The 22,334-nt window shown below is 57.3% G+C and carries 13 protein-coding genes, 2 tRNA genes and 1 pseudogene; 13 read left to right on the top strand and 3 right to left on the bottom strand.

The window, feature by feature from the left end; all coding sequences use genetic code 11:
* Window positions 1-125 precede the first annotated feature (125 nt).
* The 4 genes and pseudogenes from ACF0H7_RS28765 to ACF0H7_RS28750 all read left to right on the top strand — a co-directional run bounded on the left by ACF0H7_RS28765 (window position 126) and on the right by ACF0H7_RS28750 (window position 4,745).
* On the top strand, window positions 126-1,313 hold the full coding sequence (locus ACF0H7_RS28765) for an ATP phosphoribosyltransferase regulatory subunit (protein ID WP_397450183.1): 1,188 nt from the start codon (window positions 126-128) through the stop codon (window positions 1,311-1,313).
* Window positions 1,314-1,367: 54 nt separating this feature from the next.
* Window positions 1,368-2,660: an adenylosuccinate synthase gene (locus ACF0H7_RS28760; RefSeq protein WP_397450182.1), complete on the top strand. Its 1,293-nt coding sequence runs from the start codon at window positions 1,368-1,370 to the stop codon at window positions 2,658-2,660.
* A gap of 486 nt (window positions 2,661-3,146) precedes the next feature.
* A pseudogene (locus ACF0H7_RS28755) lies at window positions 3,147-3,887 on the top strand (HAMP domain-containing protein); the annotation flags it as partial.
* Complete coding sequence (locus ACF0H7_RS28750; protein ID WP_397454053.1) at window positions 3,861-4,745, top strand: methyl-accepting chemotaxis protein; 885 nt, start codon at window positions 3,861-3,863, stop codon at window positions 4,743-4,745. The pseudogene ACF0H7_RS28755 and the gene ACF0H7_RS28750, both read left to right, overlap by 27 nt.
* Window positions 4,746-5,014: 269 nt before the next feature.
* Here ACF0H7_RS28750 and ACF0H7_RS28745 read toward each other — a convergent pair.
* Window positions 5,015-5,101, bottom strand: a tRNA-Leu gene (locus ACF0H7_RS28745).
* Window positions 5,102-5,223: 122 nt separating this feature from the next.
* A tRNA-Leu gene (locus ACF0H7_RS28740) sits at window positions 5,224-5,310 on the bottom strand.
* A gap of 215 nt (window positions 5,311-5,525) precedes the next feature.
* Here ACF0H7_RS28740 and rnr point away from each other — a divergent pair.
* The 8 genes from rnr (at window position 5,526) to ACF0H7_RS28700 (ending at window position 15,220) form a co-directional block, all read left to right on the top strand.
* On the top strand, window positions 5,526-8,153 hold the full coding sequence (gene rnr, locus ACF0H7_RS28735; RefSeq protein ID WP_397450181.1) for a ribonuclease R: 2,628 nt from the start codon (window positions 5,526-5,528) through the stop codon (window positions 8,151-8,153).
* Window positions 8,150-8,908 (top strand): 23S rRNA (guanosine(2251)-2'-O)-methyltransferase RlmB, encoded by a 759-nt coding sequence (gene rlmB, locus ACF0H7_RS28730; RefSeq protein WP_397450180.1) that lies wholly within the window; start codon window positions 8,150-8,152, stop codon window positions 8,906-8,908. The genes rnr and rlmB overlap by 4 nt, the downstream gene beginning before the upstream one ends.
* 292 nt (window positions 8,909-9,200) lie before the next feature.
* Window positions 9,201-9,626, top strand: a complete 426-nt coding sequence (rpsF, locus tag ACF0H7_RS28725) for a 30S ribosomal protein S6 (RefSeq protein ID WP_397450179.1) — start codon at window positions 9,201-9,203, stop codon at window positions 9,624-9,626.
* A 28-nt stretch (window positions 9,627-9,654) separates the two neighbouring features.
* A complete protein-coding gene (rpsR, locus tag ACF0H7_RS28720) occupies window positions 9,655-9,885 on the top strand; it encodes a 30S ribosomal protein S18 (protein ID WP_002551829.1) in 231 nt (76 codons plus the stop codon).
* Between the two features lie 36 nt (window positions 9,886-9,921).
* Window positions 9,922-10,818 carry a hypothetical protein gene (locus ACF0H7_RS28715; protein WP_397450178.1) on the top strand — a complete coding sequence of 299 codons (897 nt, stop codon included), beginning with the start codon at window positions 9,922-9,924 and terminating at the stop codon, window positions 10,816-10,818.
* A gap of 19 nt (window positions 10,819-10,837) precedes the next feature.
* Entirely contained in the window at window positions 10,838-11,284 is a 447-nt protein-coding gene (gene rplI / locus ACF0H7_RS28710; protein ID WP_020293665.1) for a 50S ribosomal protein L9, read from the top strand.
* Between the two features lie 109 nt (window positions 11,285-11,393).
* Window positions 11,394-12,788 carry a replicative DNA helicase gene (gene dnaB, locus ACF0H7_RS28705; protein WP_397450177.1) on the top strand — a complete coding sequence of 465 codons (1,395 nt, stop codon included), beginning with the start codon at window positions 11,394-11,396 and terminating at the stop codon, window positions 12,786-12,788.
* A 131-nt stretch (window positions 12,789-12,919) separates the two neighbouring features.
* Window positions 12,920-15,220, top strand: coding sequence for a YgiQ family radical SAM protein (locus tag ACF0H7_RS28700; protein WP_397450176.1), 2,301 nt, complete (start codon window positions 12,920-12,922; stop codon window positions 15,218-15,220).
* Between the two features lie 64 nt (window positions 15,221-15,284).
* Here ACF0H7_RS28700 and ACF0H7_RS28695 read toward each other — a convergent pair whose 3' ends face one another.
* The gene (locus ACF0H7_RS28695; protein ID WP_397450175.1) at window positions 15,285-18,668 is read right to left on the bottom strand and encodes a hypothetical protein; all 3,384 of its coding nucleotides are present in this window, start codon (window positions 18,666-18,668) and stop codon (window positions 15,285-15,287) included.
* A gap of 336 nt (window positions 18,669-19,004) precedes the next feature.
* Here ACF0H7_RS28695 and ACF0H7_RS28690 point away from each other — a divergent pair, with 336 nt between their 5' ends.
* On the top strand, window positions 19,005-22,289 hold the full coding sequence (locus ACF0H7_RS28690) for a DUF2126 domain-containing protein (RefSeq protein WP_397450174.1): 3,285 nt from the start codon (window positions 19,005-19,007) through the stop codon (window positions 22,287-22,289).
* The last annotated feature ends 45 nt before the right edge of the window (window positions 22,290-22,334 follow it).

Here is a 22,334-nt window from a genome sequence, read left to right as displayed (position 1 = left end):
TTCGAGGAGGGTGGTCTGGAAGCGGGTCTCGGGCCGCTGTTTCGCTTGCGCGAAATTGACCGCACTCTGCTTCACTCAAGGCTCGCCCACGGGGCTGGCCGCCCGGATCATAGGGGATTGGCGTAATGGCAACGGTTGACCGCTGGCTGCTACCAGATGGCATCGAAGAAGTACTGCCGCCGGAAGCGGCGCGCATTGAAGTAGCGCGTCGTCAGGTGTTGGATCTGTTCCAGAGCTGGGGCTATGAGTTCGTCGTCACCCCGCATATCGAGTATCTGGAGTCGCTGCTGACCGGCGCGGGTTCGGATCTGGATCTGCGCACGTTTAAAGTCATCGACCCGCAATCGGGTCGGCAAATGGGTTTCCGTGCTGACATCACGCCGCAAGTGGCGCGTATCGATGCGCACACTCTGCGTCGTGAAGGGCCTAGCCGTCTGTGCTATGCCGGCAGCGTGTTGCATGCACAGCCGCGTGCCTTGTCGTCCTCGCGCAGCCCGATTCAATTGGGCGCCGAGTTGTACGGCGATGCGAGCCCGAGCAGCGACGTTGAAGTCATCAGCCTGATGCTGGCGATGCTGCAACTGGCTGACGTGCCGGATGTCCATATGGATCTGGGTCACGTGGGTATCTATCGTGGCCTGGCCCGTGCCGCCGGTTTGTCGGGCGAAGTCGAGCAGCAGTTGTTTGATGCGCTGCAACGCAAGGCGATCGATGAAGTCATCGCGTTGACCGAAGGCTTGCCCTCGGATCTGGCGACCATGTTGCGTGCGTTGGTAGGTTTGTGTGGCGGTCCGGAAGTGCTGGTTGCGGCCCGCAAGCAATTGGTCGATGCGCCGGTAGCGGTTCTGGCTGCACTGGATGATTTGCTGGCCATTGCCGAGCGGCTTTCCGCGCGTTTCCCGGAATTGCCGTTGTATTTCGACCTCGGTGAGTTGCGTGGTTATCACTACCACACCGGCGTTGTGTTTGCGGTGTTCGTGCCGGGTGTGGGCCAGTCGATCGCCCAGGGCGGTCGTTATGACGACATCGGCGCGGACTTCGGTCGGGCTCGCCCGGCTACCGGTTTCTCTACCGATTTGAAAACCCTGGTCACACTGGGGCGTGCGGAGATCGAGCTACCGTCTGGCGGTATCTGGGTGCCGGACAGTACAGATGCCGCACTCTGGCAGCAGGTTTGCCAGTTGCGTAGCGAAGGTCACCGCGTGGTTCAGGCATTGCCTGGGCAGTCGGTGTCTGCCGCTCGCGAAGTCGATTGTGACCGGCAGTTGGTTCAGCATGACGGGCTTTGGCAGTTGCTGCCGCTGGCCTCTTGAGTTTCCCTGTCGGCCGCAGCCGACACCAAGTTTGCGTGAATGAGGACAAGTGTTATGGGTAAGAATGTCGTAGTCCTGGGCACCCAGTGGGGTGATGAGGGCAAAGGCAAGATCGTTGATCTGCTGACCGAACATGCTACCGCCGTAGTTCGTTATCAGGGTGGTCACAACGCTGGCCACACCTTGGTGATCGACGGCGAGAAAACCGTATTGCACCTGATTCCGTCCGGTGTTCTGCGCGAAGGCGTGCAGTGCCTGATCGGTAACGGTGTGGTGGTGGCACCTGACGCACTCATGCGTGAAATCATCAAGCTCGAAGAGAAGGGCATTCCGGTTCGCGAACGTCTGCGTATCAGCCCTTCGTGCCCGTTGATCCTGTCCTACCACGTTGCGCTGGATCAGGCGCGTGAGAAGGCCCGTGGCGAGCTGAAGATCGGTACAACCGGTCGCGGCATCGGCCCGGCGTACGAAGACAAGGTTGCACGTCGTGGCCTGCGTATCGGTGATCTGTTCCACCGTGAGCGTTTCGCGGCAAAACTGGGCGAGTTGCTGGATTACCACAACTTCGTACTGGTCAATTACTACAAAGAGCCGGCCATCGACTTCCAGAAAACACTCGACGAGTGCATGGAATACGCTGAGCTGCTCAAGCCAATGATGCTCGACGTTACTGCTGCGCTGCACGATATGCGCCGCGATGGCAAAGACATCATGTTCGAAGGCGCCCAGGGTTCGTTGCTGGACATCGACCACGGTACTTACCCGTACGTCACCAGCTCCAACACCACGGCTGGCGGCATCGCTACCGGTTCGGGTTTTGGTCCGATGTACCTGGATTACATCCTCGGCATCACCAAGGCTTACACCACTCGTGTGGGTTCGGGTCCGTTCCCGACTGAGCTGTTCGACGACGTTGGTGCCTTCCTGGCCAAGCGTGGCCACGAGTTCGGCGCTACTACCGGCCGTGCCCGTCGTTGCGGCTGGTTCGACGCGGTCATCCTGCGTCGCGCTATCGATGTCAACAGCATCTCGGGCCTGTGCCTGACCAAGCTCGACGTGTTGGATGGCCTTGAAACCATCAACATCTGCGTCGGCTACAAGAATCAGGACGGTGCGGTGATCGAAGCGCCGACCGATGCTGACAGCTACATCGGCCTGGAGCCGGTCTACGAAGAAATGCCGGGTTGGACTGAGTCGACCGTGGGCGTCAAAACCCTGGAAGGCTTGCCAGCCAATGCGCGTGCTTACATCAAGCGCATCGAAGAGTTGGTCGGCGCGCCGATCGACATTATTTCGACGGGCCCGGATCGCAACGAAACCATCGTTCTGCGTCATCCGTTTGCTTGATAAGTCGTTGAAATAAAAACAAAGGGTCGCTTATGCGGCCCTTTGTCGTTTCTGCCTGAGTGTAAAAGCTGGTGCGGCACGGCCCTTGCTGTAATTATCCCTTACAAAGAGTGCCACCATTTGGATGGCGTCGTAGTAGAGGGATTTCCTGTGTCAGCCGTCCTTTCTCTTTTGCGTAGCCGCTTGTTGCGGCCTGTGTTCATCGCCCTTGGCATTGCCCTTTTGGTGCAGGTTGTCGTAGCAGTCGCTCTTACCCGGAGCACCGTGACCGCTCTGGAAGCGGACTTGGCCGCGCGCCTGGGGGTAGATTCGCAACATCTATCCGCTGAGCTGGAGCAGGCGAGTCAGGAAGTGACGTCCAGTCTCGACTCATTATCGTCCAGTACCCGCCAGCGATTGAGTGTCGGGTTGTCAGCGCGTCTTAAAGACGAGCAAGTGCAACTGCGCAATACCCTGGAAAAAGACCTGCACGACTCCGCCAATGATATGGCGCAGCTGCTGGCGGCCGTCGCACCCCGCGCCATGTGGGACAACGACACGCCAACCTTGTCGGAATTCGCCCGTCGCGCCCAACGCAACCCTAACGTCCTGTTTGTCATCTACGACGATGCCCAGGGCGAACACCTGACGCGTTATCTGAATCGCGACAACCTGCAGATCAAGGCTTTGCTCGACAAGGGCGAGGGTGATCGACCGGTGGACAAGGTGTTGAACGCGGCGAAAAAAGATCCTTCGGTGTACTACATCGAAGCGTCGATCAGTCCAAATGGCGTCGAGATCGGCAAAGTGCTCATGGGTGTCACCACCAGTTCGGTTGAGACCGAGCTTGCGGCGTTGGACAAGCGCTTTGCGGCATTGATTGCCAATGGCGACCAACTGGTTTCCGACAGTTTGGTCGGTGCGGCGGCGGACAGCTCGAAAGCCTTGCGTACACGCCTGCAGTCAGCACAAACCGCCGCCACGGCAATGACCACCAATACCAGTGCTGCGGTGCAGAATGCCGCTGAGACATTGCGCTGGCGCATTGGCTTGGGCCTGGCATTGGTCGGGTTGGGCGTTTTGCTCCTCCTTGCTGTGGTGTTGGGGCGTCGAGTGGTCAGCAAACTGCTGCTGCTTATCGCTGCGCTGGACGACCTGGCGGCGGGCGAGGGTGACCTGACCAAGCGTGTGCAACTGAACAGCAACGACGAAATCGGCGATATGGCTGCGGCGGTCAACCGTTTTGTCGACAAGCTGCAACCTATCGTGCGTGAGGCGGGTGATGTCGCACAGTTGACCGGGGTGGAAATCGGCGCCTTGAGTCGCCGCAATGCCGGGGCCGGCGCAGCAGCGGAATCGCAGCGCGATGAAGTGGCGGCGAGTCTCAAGGCATTGTCGCAAATGGCGGATCAAGCGCAGGCGGAAAGCCATGCCATGCAGTCGGCCTTGCAGCAGGTGGTCGATATTCGTCAGGCAACCAACGAAAATACGCGCACCTCTAATCAGGTCGGTACGTTGATCGAGGCGCTGGCGGGGCAGGTCGATACCGGTTCCAAAGTCATTGAGCGCCTGGCTCAACAGAGCGAGCAGATTGAAGTGGTGCTGGAAGTGATTCACGGCATTGCCGAGCAAACCAACCTTCTGGCGCTTAACGCGGCCATTGAAGCCGCGCGTGCGGGCGAGACCGGGCGCGGGTTTGCGGTGGTGGCTGATGAGGTTCGGGCGCTGGCCAGCAAGACTCAAAGCTCCACCGGCGATATTCAGGCACACATCGGCGCGTTGCAGGCGGGTGCTAAAGAGGCGGTGGCAGCGATCGGTCTGGCGGGGCGTCAGGCTAAAGAAGGGCTGGCCGTGTTGCGTGACAGCGCTAAGCTGCAGCAGACCGTGCAGGATTCGGTCGAACAGGTGCATGCAGCCATCGGTCTGGCGACCAAGGCGGCGGAGCATCAGGCACAAGGCGCGCATGCGGTGCGCGGGCGGGTCGAGGTGATTCACGCTCAGGCTCAGCGAGCGGCGCAGGCGGTGATCGAGACAACGGCCAGTGGCAAGGTGCTGGATGGTTTGGCGGCGCAGCTGAAAGCCAGTCTGGGGCAGTTCCGCGCCTGATGGCGGGGCGATGCGATCCCTTATAGGCGCGGGCTTGCCCGCGATCTGGCGCGTAGCGGCAGTCAATCGGCATATGCGGATTGTCAGTTAAGCTCGACAACTCGGATTTACGACTGCTGCGCAGCCGATCGCAGCGGTGCGGCGATCCGACAAGCCAACATCTACAGGAGCCGCGTGCAGCGGCTTTGCGCTGGCAGCCTGCGCGGATTGATCTAAAATTCAAACCGCAGAAAGCACAAAACCGAGCCAAGGCTCGGTTTTGTTTGAATTGGTGCCCAGAAGAAGACTCGAACTTCCACGACCTTGCGGTCACCAGCACCTGAAGCTGGCGTGTCTACCAATTTCACCATCTGGGCAGTGCATTGATTTAATTAGATTTATCGTTGAATTGCAACATAAATCTTGGAGAATATTTTCGGTGGTCGATTTTCGAACCCCGAAAAGCACAAAACCGAGCCAAGGCTCGGTTTTGTTGAATTGGTGCCCAGAAGAAGACTCGAACTTCCACGACCTTGCGGTCACCAGCACCTGAAGCTGGCGTGTCTACCAATTTCACCATCTGGGCATTTCGTTGATTTCACGCGATTTCTCGCTAGATTTCAACTACAACGTGGCGTGTGCCGTCGTTGTGGGGCGCATCTTACGGAGGCGATTGAGGGTTGTAAACCCCTGGTAAGCAATTTTTTTTGAAATAGCGAATGAGTATGTCAAATGGTGTCTTCGCGTTTCAATCCGGTATATGCCAAACTAAATATATACAGATAAGGTGAACTCATTCCAATGGCCGATTGGCAGTCCCTCGATCCCGAGGCCGCTCGTGAAGCGGAAAAATACGAAAACCCCATCCCCAGCCGTGAGCTGATTTTGCAGCACCTCTCCGAGCGTGGTTCGCCGGCGAGTCGTGAGCAATTGGTGGAAGAGTTTGGTCTGGTCACTGAAGACCAGTTCGAAGCACTGCGACGTCGTCTGCGGGCGATGGAGCGCGATGCTCAATTGATCTACACCCGTCGTGGCACTTACGCCCCGGTGGACAAACTGGATTTGATTCTCGGCCGCATCGCCGGTCACCGAGACGGATTTGGTTTTCTCATCCCCGATGATGGCTCTGATGACCTGTTCATGAGCCCGGCGCAAATGCGTCTGGTGTTTGACGGTGACCGTGGCCTGGCGCGAGTTTCCGGGCTGGATCGTCGCGGTCGTCGCGAGGGTGTGATCGTCGAAGTGATCTCCCGTGCTCACGAGACAATCGTGGGTCGCTACTTCGAAGAGAGCGGTATCGGCTTCGTTATTCCGGACAATCCTAAAATCCAGCAGGAAGTGTTGGTTACGCCAGGCCGCAACGCTGACGCCCGCGTGGGTCAGTTTGTCGAGGTGAGGATCACTCACTGGCCGACGCCGCGCTTCCAGCCGCAAGGCGATGTGGTCGAAGTGGTGGGCAACTACATGGCGCCCGGCATGGAAATCGATGTCGCGCTGCGCACCTACGACATTCCTCACGTTTGGCCTGAAGCGGTGCTCAAAGAAGCCGCCAAGCTCAAGCCGGAAGTCGAAGAGAAAGACAAAGAGCATCGCGTCGACCTGCGCCATCTGCCGTTCGTCACCATCGACGGCGAAGATGCCCGCGACTTCGATGACGCGGTCTATTGCGAAGCCAAACCCGGCAAACTGCGTTTGTTCTCCGGTGGCTGGAAGCTTTACGTGGCGATTGCCGACGTATCGAGCTATGTGAAAATCGGCTCGGCGCTGGACGCTGAGTCGCAAGTGCGCGGCAACTCCGTGTACTTCCCTGAGCGCGTGGTGCCGATGCTGCCTGAGCAGCTGTCCAACGGCCTGTGCTCGCTGAACCCGCATGTTGACCGTCTGGCCATGGTCTGCGAGATGACCATCTCCAAGACCGGCGAAATGACCGACTACGTGTTCTACGAAGCGATCATTCACTCCCATGCGCGTCTGACCTACAACAAGGTCAGCTCGATCCTGGAGCACCCGAAAACCACCGAGGCGCGCGAGTTGCGCGGTGAGTATTCGGACGTTGTGCCGGACCTGAAGCAGCTGTACGCACTGTACAAAGTGCTGCTGGCCGCTCGTCATGTCCGTGGCGCGATCGATTTCGAAACTCAGGAAACCAAGATTGTCTTTGGCACTGAGCGCAAAATCGCTGAAATCAAGCCGACCACGCGTAACGATGCACACAAGCTGATCGAGGAATGCATGCTGGCGGCCAACGTGGCCACCGCTGAATTCCTGAAGAAACACGAAATTCCTGCGCTGTACCGCGTCCACGACGGTCCGCCGCCGGAGCGTCTGGAAAAGCTGCGTACGTTCCTGGGTGAATTGGGACTGTCGCTGCACAAGGGCAAAGACGGCCCGACGCCGAAGGATTATCAGGCGCTGCTTGAGACCGTCAAGGATCGTCCGGATTACCACGTAATCCAGACCGTGATGCTGCGTTCGTTGAGTCAGGCAGTGTATAGCTCGGACAATCAGGGCCACTTCGGCCTGAATTACGAAGCCTACACGCACTTCACTTCGCCGATCCGTCGCTATCCGGACCTGCTCACGCACCGTGCAATCCGTAGCGTGATCCGTTCCAAGCAAGACACGCCGCACGTTCGTCGTGCAGGCGCTGTGAGCATTCCGAAAGCGCGCATCTATCCCTACGATGAAGCGATTCTGGAGCAGTTGGGTGAGCAGTGCTCCATGAGCGAGCGCCGTGCCGACGAAGCCACCCGTGACGTGGTCAACTGGCTCAAGTGCGAGTTCATGAAGGATCGCGTGGGCGAATCGTTCCCGGGCGTGATCACTGCAGTGACGGGTTTCGGTCTGTTCGTCGAACTGACCGATATCTACGTCGAAGGCCTGGTGCACGTCACCGCCTTGCCGGGCGATTACTACCACTTCGATCCTGTGCATCACCGCCTGGCGGGCGAGCGCACGGGTCGTAGCTTCCGCCTGGGTGATACCGTTGAAGTGCGGGTCATGCGGGTCGATCTCGACGAGCGCAAGATCGACTTCGAAATGTCGGAAAAAACCGTTACTGCGCCAGTCGGGCGGAAACGTCGCACCACTGAAACCACGCCTGCGCCGGCACCGGTCGAAAAGGCAGCGCCAGCCAAGGCAGGTCGTCGCAGCTCTACACCTAAAGCCGCACCCGTCGCCGAGGCTTACCGCCCAAGCGACGCCGCAGCAAACAACGCCGAAGTACGCAAAAGCCGCGAAATGAAGCAGGCCTTGCTGGCAGAAGCGAAGCGTGGTGGAAAGCCTGCTGCGGGAAAGTCGGATAAAGCGGCCCCCGCTTCGTCGGGCAAACCAGCAAAGCCGAGTAAACACCGTAAGGGTCCGCCAAAGGCGGGCTCGGCACCTGCCGCGAAAAGCGGTGGGGTGCGTAAACCTAAGGCCAAGCCATGAGTCTGGAAAAAATCTACGGCGTACATGCCGTAGAAGCGCTGTTGCGTCATCACCCGAAGCGGGTCAAGCAGGTTTGGCTGGCGGAAAACCGCAACGATCCGCGGGTTCAGCCGCTGATCCAACTGGCCAACGACAATCGTGTGCCAGTCGGTCAGGCCGAGCGTCGCGAAATGGACGTCTGGGTTGAAGGCGTGCACCAAGGCGTGGTGGCAGATGTCAGCCCGAGTCAGGTGTGGGGCGAGGCAATGCTCGACGAACTGCTCGACCGTACCGAGGGCGCTCCGTTGCTCTTGGTGCTGGACGGCGTGACCGATCCGCACAACCTCGGCGCCTGCCTGCGGACCGCCGATGCGGCGGGTGCGCTGGCGGTCATCGTGCCGAAAGACAAGTCGGCAACGTTGACGCCAACGGTACGAAAAGTCGCCTGCGGTGCTGCGGAAGTGATTCCGTTGGTTGCTGTGACTAACCTCGCGCGTACGCTGGAAAAACTTCAGCAGCGCGGTCTGTGGGTAGTCGGTACGGCGGGCGAGGCTGAGCAAGAGCTGTATCAGCAAGACCTGACAGGCCCAACGATCCTGATCATGGGTGCCGAAGGCAAAGGCATGCGCCGCCTGACTCGCGACCATTGCGATTACCTGGTGCGCCTGCCGATGGCGGGTAGCGTCAGCAGCCTGAACGTCTCCGTGGCAACGGGCGTGTGCCTGTTCGAAGCGTTGCGCCAGCGCAGCGCCAAAGCGGCCAGCAAAAAAGCCTGATTGTTCGCTCCCCTGTAGGAGCTGCCGGAGGCTGCGATTGGCCGCGAAGCGGTCACATTTCTAAGATGAAGGTCCTGCGGACCTTATCGCAGCCTGCGGCAGCTCCTACAGTGGGGTTGCTTGTACAAATAATCACCAATTGCCTTGCGCCTCTCCCGTCCCTTCTCTACAATTGCGCCCCTTGCTGTCATGGCAGGCGCAGATGTGCCTGTCCCTGAGCAAGACTCACAGTGTCATTCACTCCTTGTCTGACCGTTTTTTAGCGGCAGGCTACAACCCGTAAGGAGCATTCATGCGTCATTACGAAATCATCTTTTTGGTCCACCCGGATCAAAGCGAGCAAGTCGGCGGCATGGTAGAGCGTTACACCAAGCTGATCGAAGAAGACGGCGGCAAAATCCACCGTCTGGAAGATTGGGGCCGTCGTCAACTGGCCTATGCAATCAACAATGTTCACAAGGCTCACTACGTGATGCTGAACGTTGAATGCACCGGTAAAGCTCTGGCTGAACTGGAAGACAACTTCCGTTACAACGATGCCGTGATCCGTAACCTGGTCATCCGTCGCGACGAAGCCGTAACTGGCCAGTCCGAGATGCTCAAGGCTGAAGAAAACCGCAGCGAGCGCCGTGAGCGTCGTGACCGTCCTGAGCACTCCGACAGCGCCGATGGCGATGACGGTGACAACGGTGACGCCAGCGATAACGCTGACGAGTAATCCACGGACCTTTTGAGGAGCCAATTACATGGCACGTTTCTTCCGTCGTCGTAAATTCTGCCGCTTCACCGCTGAAGACGTGAAAGAGATCGATTACAAAGATCTCAACACTCTGAAAGCCTATGTATCCGAGACCGGCAAAATCGTTCCAAGCCGTATCACTGGTACCAAAGCACGTTATCAGCGTCAGCTGGCCACCGCTATCAAGCGCGCCCGCTTCCTGGCCCTGCTGGCCTACACCGACAGCCACGGCCGCTGAGACCAGGTAGTCGACAAGTAGTAAGGGATAGAACGCATGCGCGCCATGGCTAATTTCATCATGCGCGGTCGCGTGCAGGCCGCTCTCGTAGTGGTCGGATGTGCGGCATTGCCGCTGTTGTTCTGGTTGAGTGCTGCTGCGGGGTGCCTTGTGCTCCTGCGGCGCGGAGTGAGTGATGCCGCTGGCATCCTCGCCTGGGCTCTGCTGCCGGCTTTGGCCTGGTGGTATTTCGGAGAACCTCGCACCCTGATGGTGTTGCTGGGTTCTGTCGGGTTGGCTGCGTTGTTACGCGCCAGTGAGTCCTGGGTTCGCGTGCTGCTGGTCAGCGTGGCATTGGGTCTGTTGTACGCAGTGGTTCTGGGTGCGGTTTTCCGCGAACCCATCGAAGCGATAGCGCTGGAGTTGCAAAAGCTCCTGCCGCTGGTCCTCGATGGTGTCTACCAGCAGTTATCGGTAGATGAGCGAGCGCGCCTGGGGTCAATGATTGCACCGGTCCTGTACGGCCTGATTGCGGCTTTGATGCAGATCGTCAGCGTGCTGGCCCTGATTTTAGGGCGTTATTGGCAGGCGTTGTTGTACAACCCAGGTGGTTTTGGCCGCGAATTTCGCAGCATAAGACTCCCGCGGGTACCGGCGTTGGTGCTGCTGGTGTGCATGCTTCTGGGGCCGACTCTCGGTCCGCAGATGGCGATGCTGACACCGTTGTGCAGCGTACCGCTGGTGTTCGCCGGCCTGGCCTTGATTCATGGTCTGGTTGCTGAAAAGCGCCTGGCCAAATTCTGGCTGGTGGGGGTGTACGTCACACTGCTGATGTTTATGCAGCTGATCTATCCGTTATTGGTGCTGGTTGCCATTGTCGACAGCCTGATTGATTTTCGCGGTCGTCTCGCATCGAAGGATGCTGATGACGGGTCTGCGAACGGTGAAGGTTAAAAGTTAAGAGGATTTTCACATGCAACTGATCCTTCTGGAAAAAGTCGCTAACCTGGGCAACCTGGGCGACAAAGTGAACGTTAAGGCCGGTTACGGTCGTAACTACCTGCTGCCTTACGGCAAAGCCACCGCTGCGACCGCTGCTAACATTGCTGCGTTCGAAGAGCGTCGTGCCGAGCTGGAAAAACTGGCTGCAGACAAAAAAGCTTCTGCCGAAACTCGCGCTGCCCAACTGGCTGAGCTGGAAGTGACTATCACTGCCACCGCTGGCGACGAAGGCAAGCTGTTCGGTTCGATCGGTACTCACGACATCGCTGATGCACTGACCGCCTCTGGCGTTGAAGTTGCAAAAAGCGAAGTTCGTCTGCCGAACGGCACCATCCGCAACGTTGGCGAATTCGACGTAGCCGTGCACCTGCACAGCGACGTAGAAGCAACCGTACGCGTTGTTGTGGTGGCTGCTTAAGCAGCACTCAATCGTCTGGCGGCTTGTTCGTCATACGGTTAACATCGGGCACGATCCTGTTTACAGGTCGTGCCCTTTGTCTTTCTGTTCCCCCTGATTCCAAGTGGCCATGAACGATATCTCCGTCCCCGAGCAATACGACCTGCAAACCGCAGCCCTCAAGGTGCCGCCGCATTCCATCGAGGCTGAACAGGCCGTGCTCGGTGGCTTGATGCTGGACAACAACGCCTGGGAACGTGTGCTCGATCAAGTATCGGACGGCGATTTCTATCGACATGACCACCGCCTGATTTTCCGCGCGATTGCCAAGCTCGCGGACCACAACAGCCCCATCGACGTGGTGACCCTGTCCGAGCAATTGGACAAAGAAGGCCACACCTCGCAGGTCGGCGGCCTCGGTTACCTGAGTGAGCTGGCAAAAAACACGCCCTCGGTCGCCAACATCAAGGCCTACGCGCAAATCGTTCGCCAGCGCGCCACGTTGCGCCAGTTGATCGGTATCAGTACCGAAATTGCCGATAGCGCGTTTAACCCGGAAGGTCGTTCCGCCGAGGAAATCCTCGACGAGGCCGAACGGCAGATATTCCAGATCGCCGAAGCGCGGCCCAAGACCGGCGGCCCTGTCAGCGTCAACGACCTGCTGACCAAGGCCATCGACCGGATCGATACCCTGTTCAACACCGATGCTGCGATCACTGGCCTGTCCACCGGCTACACCGACCTCGACGGCATGACCAGTGGTCTGCAGCCGTCCGACTTGATCATCGTCGCTGGCCGTCCATCGATGGGTAAAACCACCTTCGCGATGAACCTCGTGGAAAACGCGGTGTTGCGCAGCGATAAAGTGGTTCTGGTTTACTCGTTGGAGATGCCAGGTGAGTCGCTGATCATGCGTATGTTGTCTTCGTTGGGCCGCATCGACCAGACCAAGGTGCGTGCCGGTAACCTGGAGGACGACGATTGGCCGCGCCTGACCTCGGCGGTCAACCTGCTCAATGATCGCAAGCTGTTCATCGACGACACGGCGGGTATCAGCCCGTCGGAGATGCGTGCGCGGACTCGGCGTCTGGTGCGTGAGCACGGCGATATCGCGATGATCATGATCGACTACCTGCAACTGATGCAGATTCCAGGTTCCAGTGGCGATAACCGGACCAACGAGATTTCCGAGATATCCCGGTCGTTGAAAGCCTTGGCCAAAGAATTCAACTGCCCGGTGGTTGCACTGTCTCAGCTCAACCGCTCCCTGGAGCAACGGCCAAACAAACGCCCGATCAACTCCGACTTGCGGGAATCCGGAGCGATCGAGCAGGACGCCGACGTCATCATGTTCGTCTACCGGGATGAGGTGTACCACCCGGAAACCGAGCATAAGGGCATCGCCGAAATCATCATCGGCAAGCAGCGTAACGGTCCTATCGGTACCACGCGGCTCGCGTTCATCGGTAAGTACACTCGCTTCGAAAACCTCGCGCCGGGTAGTTACAACTTCGACGACGAGTAATCTTGGCCTCGCGGGCCTGCCCGCGATTTCCGACCATCATCGTCGGAATTGGTCAAAAAATGTGCTATATTCCGCGCCCGCGATTTTCTTGATAAAAATCGTCTCCCTGAACACCAACACCGGTCATCGACATGCAAGCAGCCAAGCCGTTATTTGACTATCCCAAGTACTGGGCCGAATGTTTCGGGCCTGCACCTTTCCTGCCAATGAGCCGGGAAGAAATGGATCAGCTTGGTTGGGATTCCTGCGACATCATCATCGTCACAGGTGATGCGTACGTCGATCACCCGTCGTTTGGCATGGCAATCATTGGCCGGCTGTTGGAGTCGCAAGGCTTTCGCGTCGGGATCATTGCCCAGCCTGACTGGCAGTCGAAAGACGACTTCATGAAGCTTGGTGAGCCGAACCTGTTCTTCGGTGTCGCTGCCGGCAACATGGACTCGATGATCAACCGCTACACCGCCGACAAAAAAGTCCGTTCCGACGACGCCTACACGCCAGGCGGCATGGCCGGCAAGCGTCCGGATCGCGCCAGCCTGGTGTACAGCCAGCGCTGCAAAGAAGCTTACAAGCATGTGCCGATCGTCCTGGGTGGAATCGAAGCTTCTTTGCGCCGTATTGCCCACTACGACTACTGGCAGGACCGTGTTCGCAACTCGATCCTGATTGACGCCTGCGCCGACATCCTGCTGTACGGCAACGCCGAACGCGCGATTGTCGAAGTCGCCCAGCGTCTGTCCTACGGCCACAAGATCGAAGACATCACCGACGTTCGCGGCACCGCGTTCATTCGCCGCGACACGCCGAAAGACTGGTACGAAGTCGACTCCACGCGTATCGACCGTCCGGGCAAGATCGACAAGATCATCAACCCGTACGTCAATACTCAGGACACTCAGGCCTGCGCCATTGAGCAAGAGAAAGGTCCGGTCGAAGACCCGAACGAAGCCAAGGTTGTGCAGATCCTTGCCAGCCCGAAGATGACCCGCGACAAAACCGTGATTCGGTTGCCGTCGGTGGAAAAGGTTCGTGGCGACGCCGTTCTGTACGCCCACGCCAACCGCGTACTGCACCTGGAAACCAACCCGGGTAACGCCCGCGCGCTGGTGCAAAAGCACGGTGAAGTGGATGTGTGGTTCAACGCACCACCGATTCCGATGACCACCGAAGAAATGGACTACGTGTTCGGCATGCCTTACGCGCGCGTTCCGCACCCCGCATACGGCAAGGAAAAAATCCCTGCCTACGACATGATCCGTTTTTCGGTGAACATCATGCGTGGCTGCTTCGGCGGCTGCACCTTCTGCTCGATTACCGAGCACGAAGGCCGGATCATTCAGAACCGCTCTGAAGAGTCGATCATTCGCGAAATCGAAGAGATCCGCGACAAGGTTCCTGGTTTCACCGGGGTCATTTCCGACCTTGGCGGCCCGACCGCTAACATGTACCGCATCGCTTGCAAGACCCCGGAAATCGAATCCGCGTGCCGCAAGCCATCGTGCGTGTTCCCAGGCATCTGCCCGAATTTGAACACCGACCACTCGTCGTTGATTCAGTTGTATCGCAGCGCTCGCGCCTTGCCGGGCGTGAAAAAAGTCCTCATTGCTTCCGGCCTGCGTTACGACCTCGCGGTCGAGTCGCCGGAGTACGTCAAGGAACTGGTGACTCACCACGTCGGTGGCTACCTGAAGATCGCCCCGGAACACACCGAGGAAGGTCCGCTCAACCAGATGATGAAACCGGGCATTGGCAGCTATGACAAGTTCAAGCGCATGTTCGAGAAGTATTCCAAGGAAGCGGGCAAAGAGCAGTACCTGATCCCATACTTCATCGCCGCCCACCCAGGCACCACCGATGAAGACATGATGAACCTGGCGCTGTGGCTCAAAGGCAACGGCTTCCGTGCCGACCAGGTGCAAGCGTTCTACCCGTCGCCGATGGCCACCGCCACCGCCATGTACCACTCGGGCAAGAACCCGCTGCGCAAAGTGACCTACAAGAGCGACGCGGTCACCATCGTCAAAAGCGAAGAGCAGCGCCGGTTGCACAAGGCGTTCCTGCGTTATCACGACCCGAAAGGCTGGCCAATGCTGCGTGAAGCACTGACGCGCATGGGCCGTGCCGACCTGATCGGTCCGGGCAAGAACCAGCTGATCCCGCTGCATCAGCCGGCAACTGACAGCTACCAGAGCGCCCGTCGCAAGAACTCGACGCCTGCTGGCAGCCACAAGGTCGCTAAAACCACGCTTATCCAAACCCAACACACCGGCCTGCCGCCACGCGCCAGCGATGGCAGCAAGCCGTGGGACAAGCGTGAAGAGGCCAAAGCCGCAGCGATGGTGCGCAACAAACAGGCGGCGAAAGATCGCATCGATGCCGCCAAGGGCAAGGGTCCGAAGCCGCCGAAACGCAAGCCGGCTGTTCCGCGCTAACAGTCTGCTTCACGCAAAAACGCCAACCTTAGGGTTGGCGTTTTGCGTTATGGAGGCTCTCAATCTAAGCCTTGGAAGGTAATGTCGTCTTTTCTTCAATCCTGATCTGAGCAAGCGCACGCTGGGCTAATTGGCGAGAGATGGCTTTCCACCCCAAAAAGCTATTCAGTATAAATATAGCGACTTTGGTCGCCGTTTTTTTCATGTAATTTGCGGCTGTTTTGGATATGGAGATAAAACCTTGCCAGCTAAAAGAGGTTGCACTGCTAGAGAGGAGTCCAGGCAGTGCTTTTACCGCGGTTGAAATAGAGGTTTTTAAAGCCCCGGAAAAAACAAACTTACCCGCCTTCATGGCAATTTTTACCAGTCCGCTTAGCAATCTTCCGGCAGGGGCAACCCACGTGATGACATTGAGTAGCATGTGGATGCTCCCCCACTGCACTCTATTTTTTTCTCCCGACAGCATATCGCTCAGGTGCGTGATAGGTGAAATCGGCGCTAAAATTTCGCTGAGTGCGGTAAAAACTCCCGGTATACCTTTGTTTTCTATTTCCACTGAGGTTATCTCTTCGCACGCGACTCTAAGGTTCTCGGGGTTGACGTAAAAAAGATGGGTTGTCACCAGCGTGGCAATGTCCCTGGATCGTTGCGAGAGTAGCGTTTTTGGTGGGTCGTCGTTATCAGGAGAAGACAGGGCCGGTAGTGAATTGCCAATAGGCTCTGCAATAACAGCGGAAGTATGGTGGCTTGTTCGGAATCCCGAAACTCTTTGATAACTGGTCCAGTCAAAGGGCAAATTGGTAGCGCGCCGGATATTGACTGCCACTTGAACGGTTCCCAAAATTGTCCAACTTTCTTGTTCGATTTTTCCATCAGGGACAAGTTTGGTCAGGTCTGCACGGTGGCGAATGGCGTTTGCCAAGGGTAAAACTTCGTAATAATTAATTTTGTTATCGTAACGGCTTTCAATAATAAAGCCTTGGCGGCCTCGTAAAGGTTCCTTATGTTCCTCGGTTTCCTTTTTTGCGAGAACATCGCCCACCTCACCCCTCAGGGAAAATAACCTGATCTCGCCCTGTTCTATATTAATTCGGTGCTCCAGAGGCAGCATGGATAAAAGGGTTTTTATGATCGTTTGATAGGCGGAGGTTGTATCAGTTAAGTACTGGCCGAATTTATTGTCGAATGCTTGATTGATGTTGGGCAGGTTTTTATATATGAGCAACTGCTGCGGCGTCAGTCTGACGGGAGGCTCGCCTCTATAAGTCCTTGGTTCTTTGTAGAGTTCTATGTCCACCCCTGACATGTATACGTCAATGAGTGCATGAAGGTGTCTTATGTTTTTTTCAACGCCGGGATAGTCGCCAAAATGGCGAAACCCTTCCTCATTAAGGTGATGTCTGTAATCTTTCAGTACAAGCAACATGTTTGGATTTAACGCGCGGCCGTTGATTCTGGTCCCCTCTATCTCTGCCATCGCCATCGCCCTTCGCTCCGGAGGCCGATCTGATAGTTTATTCATGGCAGTAATGATTTGTTCCTTGTGTTTTTCAAATGCCAGTAGCGCGTATTCGATTTCGCTGTCCGAGTAGGCAGTGTTAGAAGGTTTCCTCAGGAGTCCATTTGCGGTCGCCCAGATCAAGACTGGCGCCAGTCGCATGGCCGTGGTAAGTGCATGTTCATTGTCTGTTGTTGCCTTGGCGCTCATCACGGAGGGTAAGTCGACCAGTGCCTGGAATCCCATCCACTGAGCCGACCCCTGTTCAGTGGCTTCAGCGAGATTGACTCCGTGCAAGAAATTCACCCAGACCAAGCTACTTCCGTACGGAAGATCGGCAGGAATGTCGTCGACTAAAAGATCTGGATGTGCTTCAAAAGCCAAAATATGCGTGACCAGCTTCACGTCCTCCGCAGACGCACGACCGGATTGGATGAGGTAACGTTCATAGTCGGCGCGAAGTGTGGAATAGCATCGCCCCCAATTATAAGGCTTGGCAATTTCGTAGCTCGATCCACTTGGCTGAGTCGAAGTGCCCTGCATCGTCAAATCAGCGGAAATAGCCTTCCACAGCAGTTTGATCTTTCTTTTCTCTCGGGTAGTAGGTGAGAGGTTTGTAGTATTTGTAATTAAGGCGTCCTCTAGCTTTTGTGCCAATATCTGAGCGCCGGGCGATTTAAACAGATCGACGATAGTTTTTATTGGGGTCCGGTTTAACTCTGCATCAGAGTAAGAGCGGCCCGCCCCTTTCAACTGTTTCAGTAATGTGCCCGTTTGCCCCGAAAAATGTTCCGAACAAATGCTCAAGACAGACGTGACAGCACTATTATTGCCGAGGTGTTTGTCGATCTCGGTGAATTGGTTGAGGCCAAGCCATTGCGTGGACCTGTGCTCATCGAGTCGAACAATCAGGTAGTCATAGGTTGCTGTGGTTGGAATATGGAGGCCATAGTTTGCTCTCAACATGGTTGCCAGCGAGACTTTTCCGTCACAGTGGGCCTGTCCACCTAATCGCTGTGCGTATTGCTTCAATAGATCGAGTTGTCCATCTGTCAGGGTGACCCCTGGAATGTTGATGTAACCATCACCTTTGTTGGACGCAGCTTTAAATGTGCCGTCAATGGTGACCAGCCAACGCTCCGGATCAGCTCCCGCACGGTTGATGGCGTCTACAAGCGCAGGAAATGGTTGTTGACGGAGGTGTGTTGCGATGTTGAAGCAGACTTCACCGAATGGCGAGGTAGGGCAGGGCTCAATGCGCACGCGCTCAAGAGAGTCTGCGAACGAGGCGTTTTGCCATACGCTGCCTAAGTGATGTTCAGTTTCATCATAATCCTCCAGCTCGCCTTTACTTAAGTGGCCGAGCGCGAGGGGCGAGCGAGGGTTTAAGTTTTGTTCTTGTGAAAGTTCCTTGTTCTTTTCAATCCTGCGGGTGAGTGTATTTAAATTCGCTAAAGTTATATCGGTGATAGCGGTATTGTAGTAACTGAGCAGGGTGTCCAAGGATAAAGTGCCGTCGGCCCTCAGTTCGTCCAGCCCTGCCTCCTGAAGCTGCAGTGTTAGATCGCCGTCCGGGATGTCAACGCCGACATATTGGTTGTTAGTCGGGCTCCAGGCTTTAAAGGAGCCATCGGCGAAAACGGCCCAGCGTGTAATATCGCCTCCCACGTCACGGATAGCTTTAATAGCTTCCGCTGAAAGTGGTTGTTTCAACTGATTGAGTAATCCCGCGCAGGTTTTACCCAGTGGCAAATCTGCGCGAGGTTTAAAGCTGAGGGTGCCGGCGTTCTCGTTGCTTTCCCCCTTGTTCGATACCACGCTTCTTAGATAGATTAACGTGGCGTCATAAACTGCCTCCTCAGCGACAAACGTTGCTAGCTCAAGCATTGCCAGTTGTACAGGTGTGGTCTGACCTTCAAGCTGACGTAGGTGTGATGCAATATCAGTCATTTTGTTTTCCATTGGGGTCTGCTTTTTTATTCCCCGTCCATGACAGGGTGGGAATCGCATATAAGCGCCAACGCAAAAGCGACGGGTCATGCATAGATATTCGATCTGGCAGATACCGTCTGGGTCGGAGTGGTCGACACCGTCGAGGTTGCCGGGATGATTTTGCTTCGTAGGCCTCATTTCTGTGCGACGCTTACGTGACTCATGAAGCTCGGCACGATTTTGGTGCTGTGCTTAGCTGAGCGAGTAGCATCACCGCTGGGAACCGCCGTATTTGCCGGGATGGCATAAGTCTTGCGCGGTTCCGTTACCGTCCAGGCTCGCAGGAGGCACGCCGTGTCGATTCATATCGCCTTGCACCACGTCACGCATTACCGCTATGCCCGAGCGGTCGAACTTGGCCCGCAGATTGTGCGCCTACGCCCGGCGGCGCATAGCCGTACGCGGGTTTTGTCCTATTCCTTGAAAGTCTTGCCTGAGCAGCACTTCATCAACTGGCAGCAGGACCCGCAAGGCAATTACCTGGCGCGCCTGGTATTCCCTGAAAAAACCACCGAGCTGCGCGTCGAAGTCGATCTGGTCGCCGAGATGGCAGTGTTCAACCCCTTCGACTTCTTCCTTGAGCCGTACGCGGAAAAGATCCCGTTCGTTTACGCCGCCGATGAAAAACGTGAGCTCGCGCCTTACCTGGAAACACTGCCGCTGACGCCTAGGTTTGCGGCTTATCTGGCAAGCATTGATCGAACGCCATTGCCGACCATCGATTTTCTGGTCGCGCTGAACCAGCGTCTGAGTCAGGACATTGATTACCTGATTCGCATGGAACCGGGTGTGCAGACCCCGGAAGTTACGCTGCAAAACGCTTCGGGTTCGTGCCGCGACTCGGCATGGATGCTGGTGCAGCTGTTGCGAAATATGGGCATGGCGGCGCGCTTTGTTTCAGGCTACCTGATCCAGCTCAAGGCTGACGTGGAAGCATTGGACGGTCCGTCTGGCACCGACGTCGATTTCACCGACCTGCACGCCTGGTGCGAGGTGTATCTGCCGGGTGCAGGCTGGGTTGGGCTGGATGCCACCTCGGGTCTGTTTGCTGGCGAAGGCCATATTCCGTTGGCGTGCAGTCCGGAGCCTTCGTCTGCGGCACCGATCAGCGGTTTGGTTGAGCCGTGCGAAACCGAGTTCACTCACGAAATGTCGGTCGAGCGGATCTGGGAAGCGCCACGGGTCACCAAGCCGTACAGCGAAGAACAATGGCAGGCGATTCAGGCCCTCGGTCATCAGATCGACGTTGATCTGCTTGAGGGTGACGTGCGGCTGACCATGGGCGGTGAGCCGACTTTCGTCTCCATCGATGACCGTGACGGCGATGAGTGGAACACCGCCGCCCTCGGGCCAAGAAAGCGTGAACTCTCGGCGGAGTTGTATCAGCGCATGCGCAAGCGCTACGCGCCGTTGGGGATTGTGCATTTCGGCCAAGGTAAGTGGTATCCCGGAGAACAGTTGCCGCGCTGGTCGCTCAATTGCTTCTGGCGTCGTGACGGCGTGCCGGTCTGGCATAACAACGCGCTGATTGCTGATGAAACCGAGGATTACGGTGCTGACGGCGAAATGGCGGGGCGTTTCCTCGCCAGTGTTGCCGAGCGCTTGAAGTTGGCGACACGCTTTGTATTTCCCGCCTACGAAGACAATTTCTACTACCTGTGGCGCGAAGGTGTGTTGCCGGTGAACGTCACGGCTGAGGACTCCAGGCTCGACGATGAGCTGGAGCGTGCGCGGCTGCGCAAAGTCTTCGCTCAAGGGCTGGACAAGGTCATTGGTCAGGTCCTGCCGTTGGCGCGTTCCGCCAAGGGTGATCAGTGGCAGACCGGGCGCTGGTATTTGCGTGACGAACACTGCCGTCTGGTGCCGGGCGATTCACCGCTGGGTTACCGACTGCCGCTGGCATCGCAACCTTGGGTCAAGGCGGCAGAGTATCCGTTCATTCATCCGACTGACCACAATCAGGAGTTTGCTCCGCTGCCGGGCACGGAGCAGATTCAGTCTCAGCTGCAGAGTTTGAAGGCGCCCGCGACTGAGGAGCCCACACCGAAGATTGACGACTCGGCAGATTGGCTGACCCGCACAGCGCTGTGCGCGCAGGCGCGAGAAGGGCGCTTGTACCTGTTCATGCCGCCGTTGCAGAAGCTCGAGGAGTACCTTGAACTGGTCAGCGCCATCGAAGCCACCGCCGATGAGTTGCATTGCCCGGTGTTGCTCGAAGGGTACGAACCGCCGAGCGATCCACGACTGGCGAACTTCCGCATCACCCCTGATCCAGGTGTGATCGAAGTCAACGTGCAGCCCTCGTCCAGTTGGGATGAGCTGGTCGAGCGCACCGAGTTTCTCTACGAACAAGCGCGGCAAACGCGGCTGACCACTGAGAAGTTCATGATCGATGGTCGCCACACCGGCACCGGTGGCGGTAACCACTTCGTTCTGGGTGGTGCGACACCTGCGGATTCGCCGTTCCTGCGGCGTCCGGACTTGCTGCGCAGCCTGCTCAGCTATTGGCATAACCATCCGTCTTTGTCGTATCTGTTCTCCGGTCTGTTTATTGGCCCTACCTCACAAGCGCCACGGGTGGATGAGGCGCGCAACGACTCTCTGTACGAGCTGGAGATCGCCTTCGCGCAAATGCCCAAACCTGGCGAAGAAGTGGCGCCGTGGATAGTGGATCGCCTGCTGCGCAACCTGCTGATCGACGTGACCGGAAATACCCACCGAGCCGAGTTTTGCGTCGACAAACTTTACTCGCCGGACGGTGCCACCGGGCGTTTGGGGCTGCTGGAGCTGCGTGCCTTTGAAATGCCGCCCCACGCACGCATGAGTCTGGCTCAGCAGTTGTTGCTGCGGGCCCTGGTGGCGCGCTTCTGGCGTAAACCCTATGCCCCGGAAAAACTGGCGCGTTGGGGCACCGAACTGCACGACCGCTTCATGCTGCCGCACTTTATCGAGCAGGACTTTGCCGATGTCATCGTCGATCTGAATGCGGCCGGTTATCCACTGCGCGCCGAATGGTTTGCTGCGCATCTGGAGTTCAGGTTCCCGAAAGTCGGCGATTACGCGGTCAGCGGCATCGAGCTGGAATTGCGTCAGGCGCTGGAGCCTTGGCATGTATTGGGCGAGGAGGGCGCTGCCGGAGGGGCGGTGCGTTATGTGGATTCGTCTCTGGAGCGCTTGCAGATCAAGGTCAACGGCATGCCGCCGCAGCGCTATATGCTGACGTGCAATGGCATTCCGGTGCCGCTGCAACCGACCGGGCGTGTGGGGGAATTCGTTGCGGGTGTGCGTTATCGCGCCTGGCAACCGGCCAACTGCCTGCATCCGACCATTCCAGTGCATGCGCCATTGGTATTTGATCTGTTGGACACATGGATGCACCGCTCGCTGGGCGGCTGCGAGTATCATGTCGCGCATCCTGGCGGGCTCAGTTACGAGACGTTGCCGGTAAATGCCAATGAAGCTGAGAGTCGGCGTCTGTCGCGTTTTTCCCGCATTGGTCATAGCGCCGGCAAGCTACAAGTCCCGTTATTGACACTCAATGACGAGTTCCCGATGACGCTGGACATGCGTCGCCACTAAAACAAGACCTCTCAGGCGAATGTCACACGGAGTTTTTGCATATCC

The organism is Pseudomonas sp. NA-150 (genome assembly GCF_044336365.1).
In the GTDB taxonomy this organism is placed as follows: Bacteria; Pseudomonadota; Gammaproteobacteria; order Pseudomonadales; family Pseudomonadaceae; genus Aquipseudomonas.
This window is presented reverse-complemented; position numbering and strand designations above follow the sequence as displayed.

Coding starts and splice junctions, on each gene's coding strand:
- ACF0H7_RS28765 (WP_397450183.1), top strand. CDS start 126: ATGGCAACGGTTGACCGCTGGCTGCTACCAGATGGCATCGAAGAAGTA.
- ACF0H7_RS28760 (WP_397450182.1), top strand. CDS start 1,368: ATGGGTAAGAATGTCGTAGTCCTGGGCACCCAGTGGGGTGATGAGGGC.
- ACF0H7_RS28750 (WP_397454053.1), top strand. CDS start 3,861: ATGGCTGCGGCGGTCAACCGTTTTGTCGACAAGCTGCAACCTATCGTG.
- rnr (WP_397450181.1), top strand. CDS start 5,526: ATGGCCGATTGGCAGTCCCTCGATCCCGAGGCCGCTCGTGAAGCGGAA.
- rlmB (WP_397450180.1), top strand. CDS start 8,150: ATGAGTCTGGAAAAAATCTACGGCGTACATGCCGTAGAAGCGCTGTTG.
- rpsF (WP_397450179.1), top strand. CDS start 9,201: ATGCGTCATTACGAAATCATCTTTTTGGTCCACCCGGATCAAAGCGAG.
- rpsR (WP_002551829.1), top strand. CDS start 9,655: ATGGCACGTTTCTTCCGTCGTCGTAAATTCTGCCGCTTCACCGCTGAA.
- ACF0H7_RS28715 (WP_397450178.1), top strand. CDS start 9,922: ATGCGCGCCATGGCTAATTTCATCATGCGCGGTCGCGTGCAGGCCGCT.
- rplI (WP_020293665.1), top strand. CDS start 10,838: ATGCAACTGATCCTTCTGGAAAAAGTCGCTAACCTGGGCAACCTGGGC.
- dnaB (WP_397450177.1), top strand. CDS start 11,394: ATGAACGATATCTCCGTCCCCGAGCAATACGACCTGCAAACCGCAGCC.
- ACF0H7_RS28700 (WP_397450176.1), top strand. CDS start 12,920: ATGCAAGCAGCCAAGCCGTTATTTGACTATCCCAAGTACTGGGCCGAA.
- ACF0H7_RS28695 (WP_397450175.1), bottom strand. CDS start 18,668: ATGACTGATATTGCATCACACCTACGTCAGCTTGAAGGTCAGACCACA.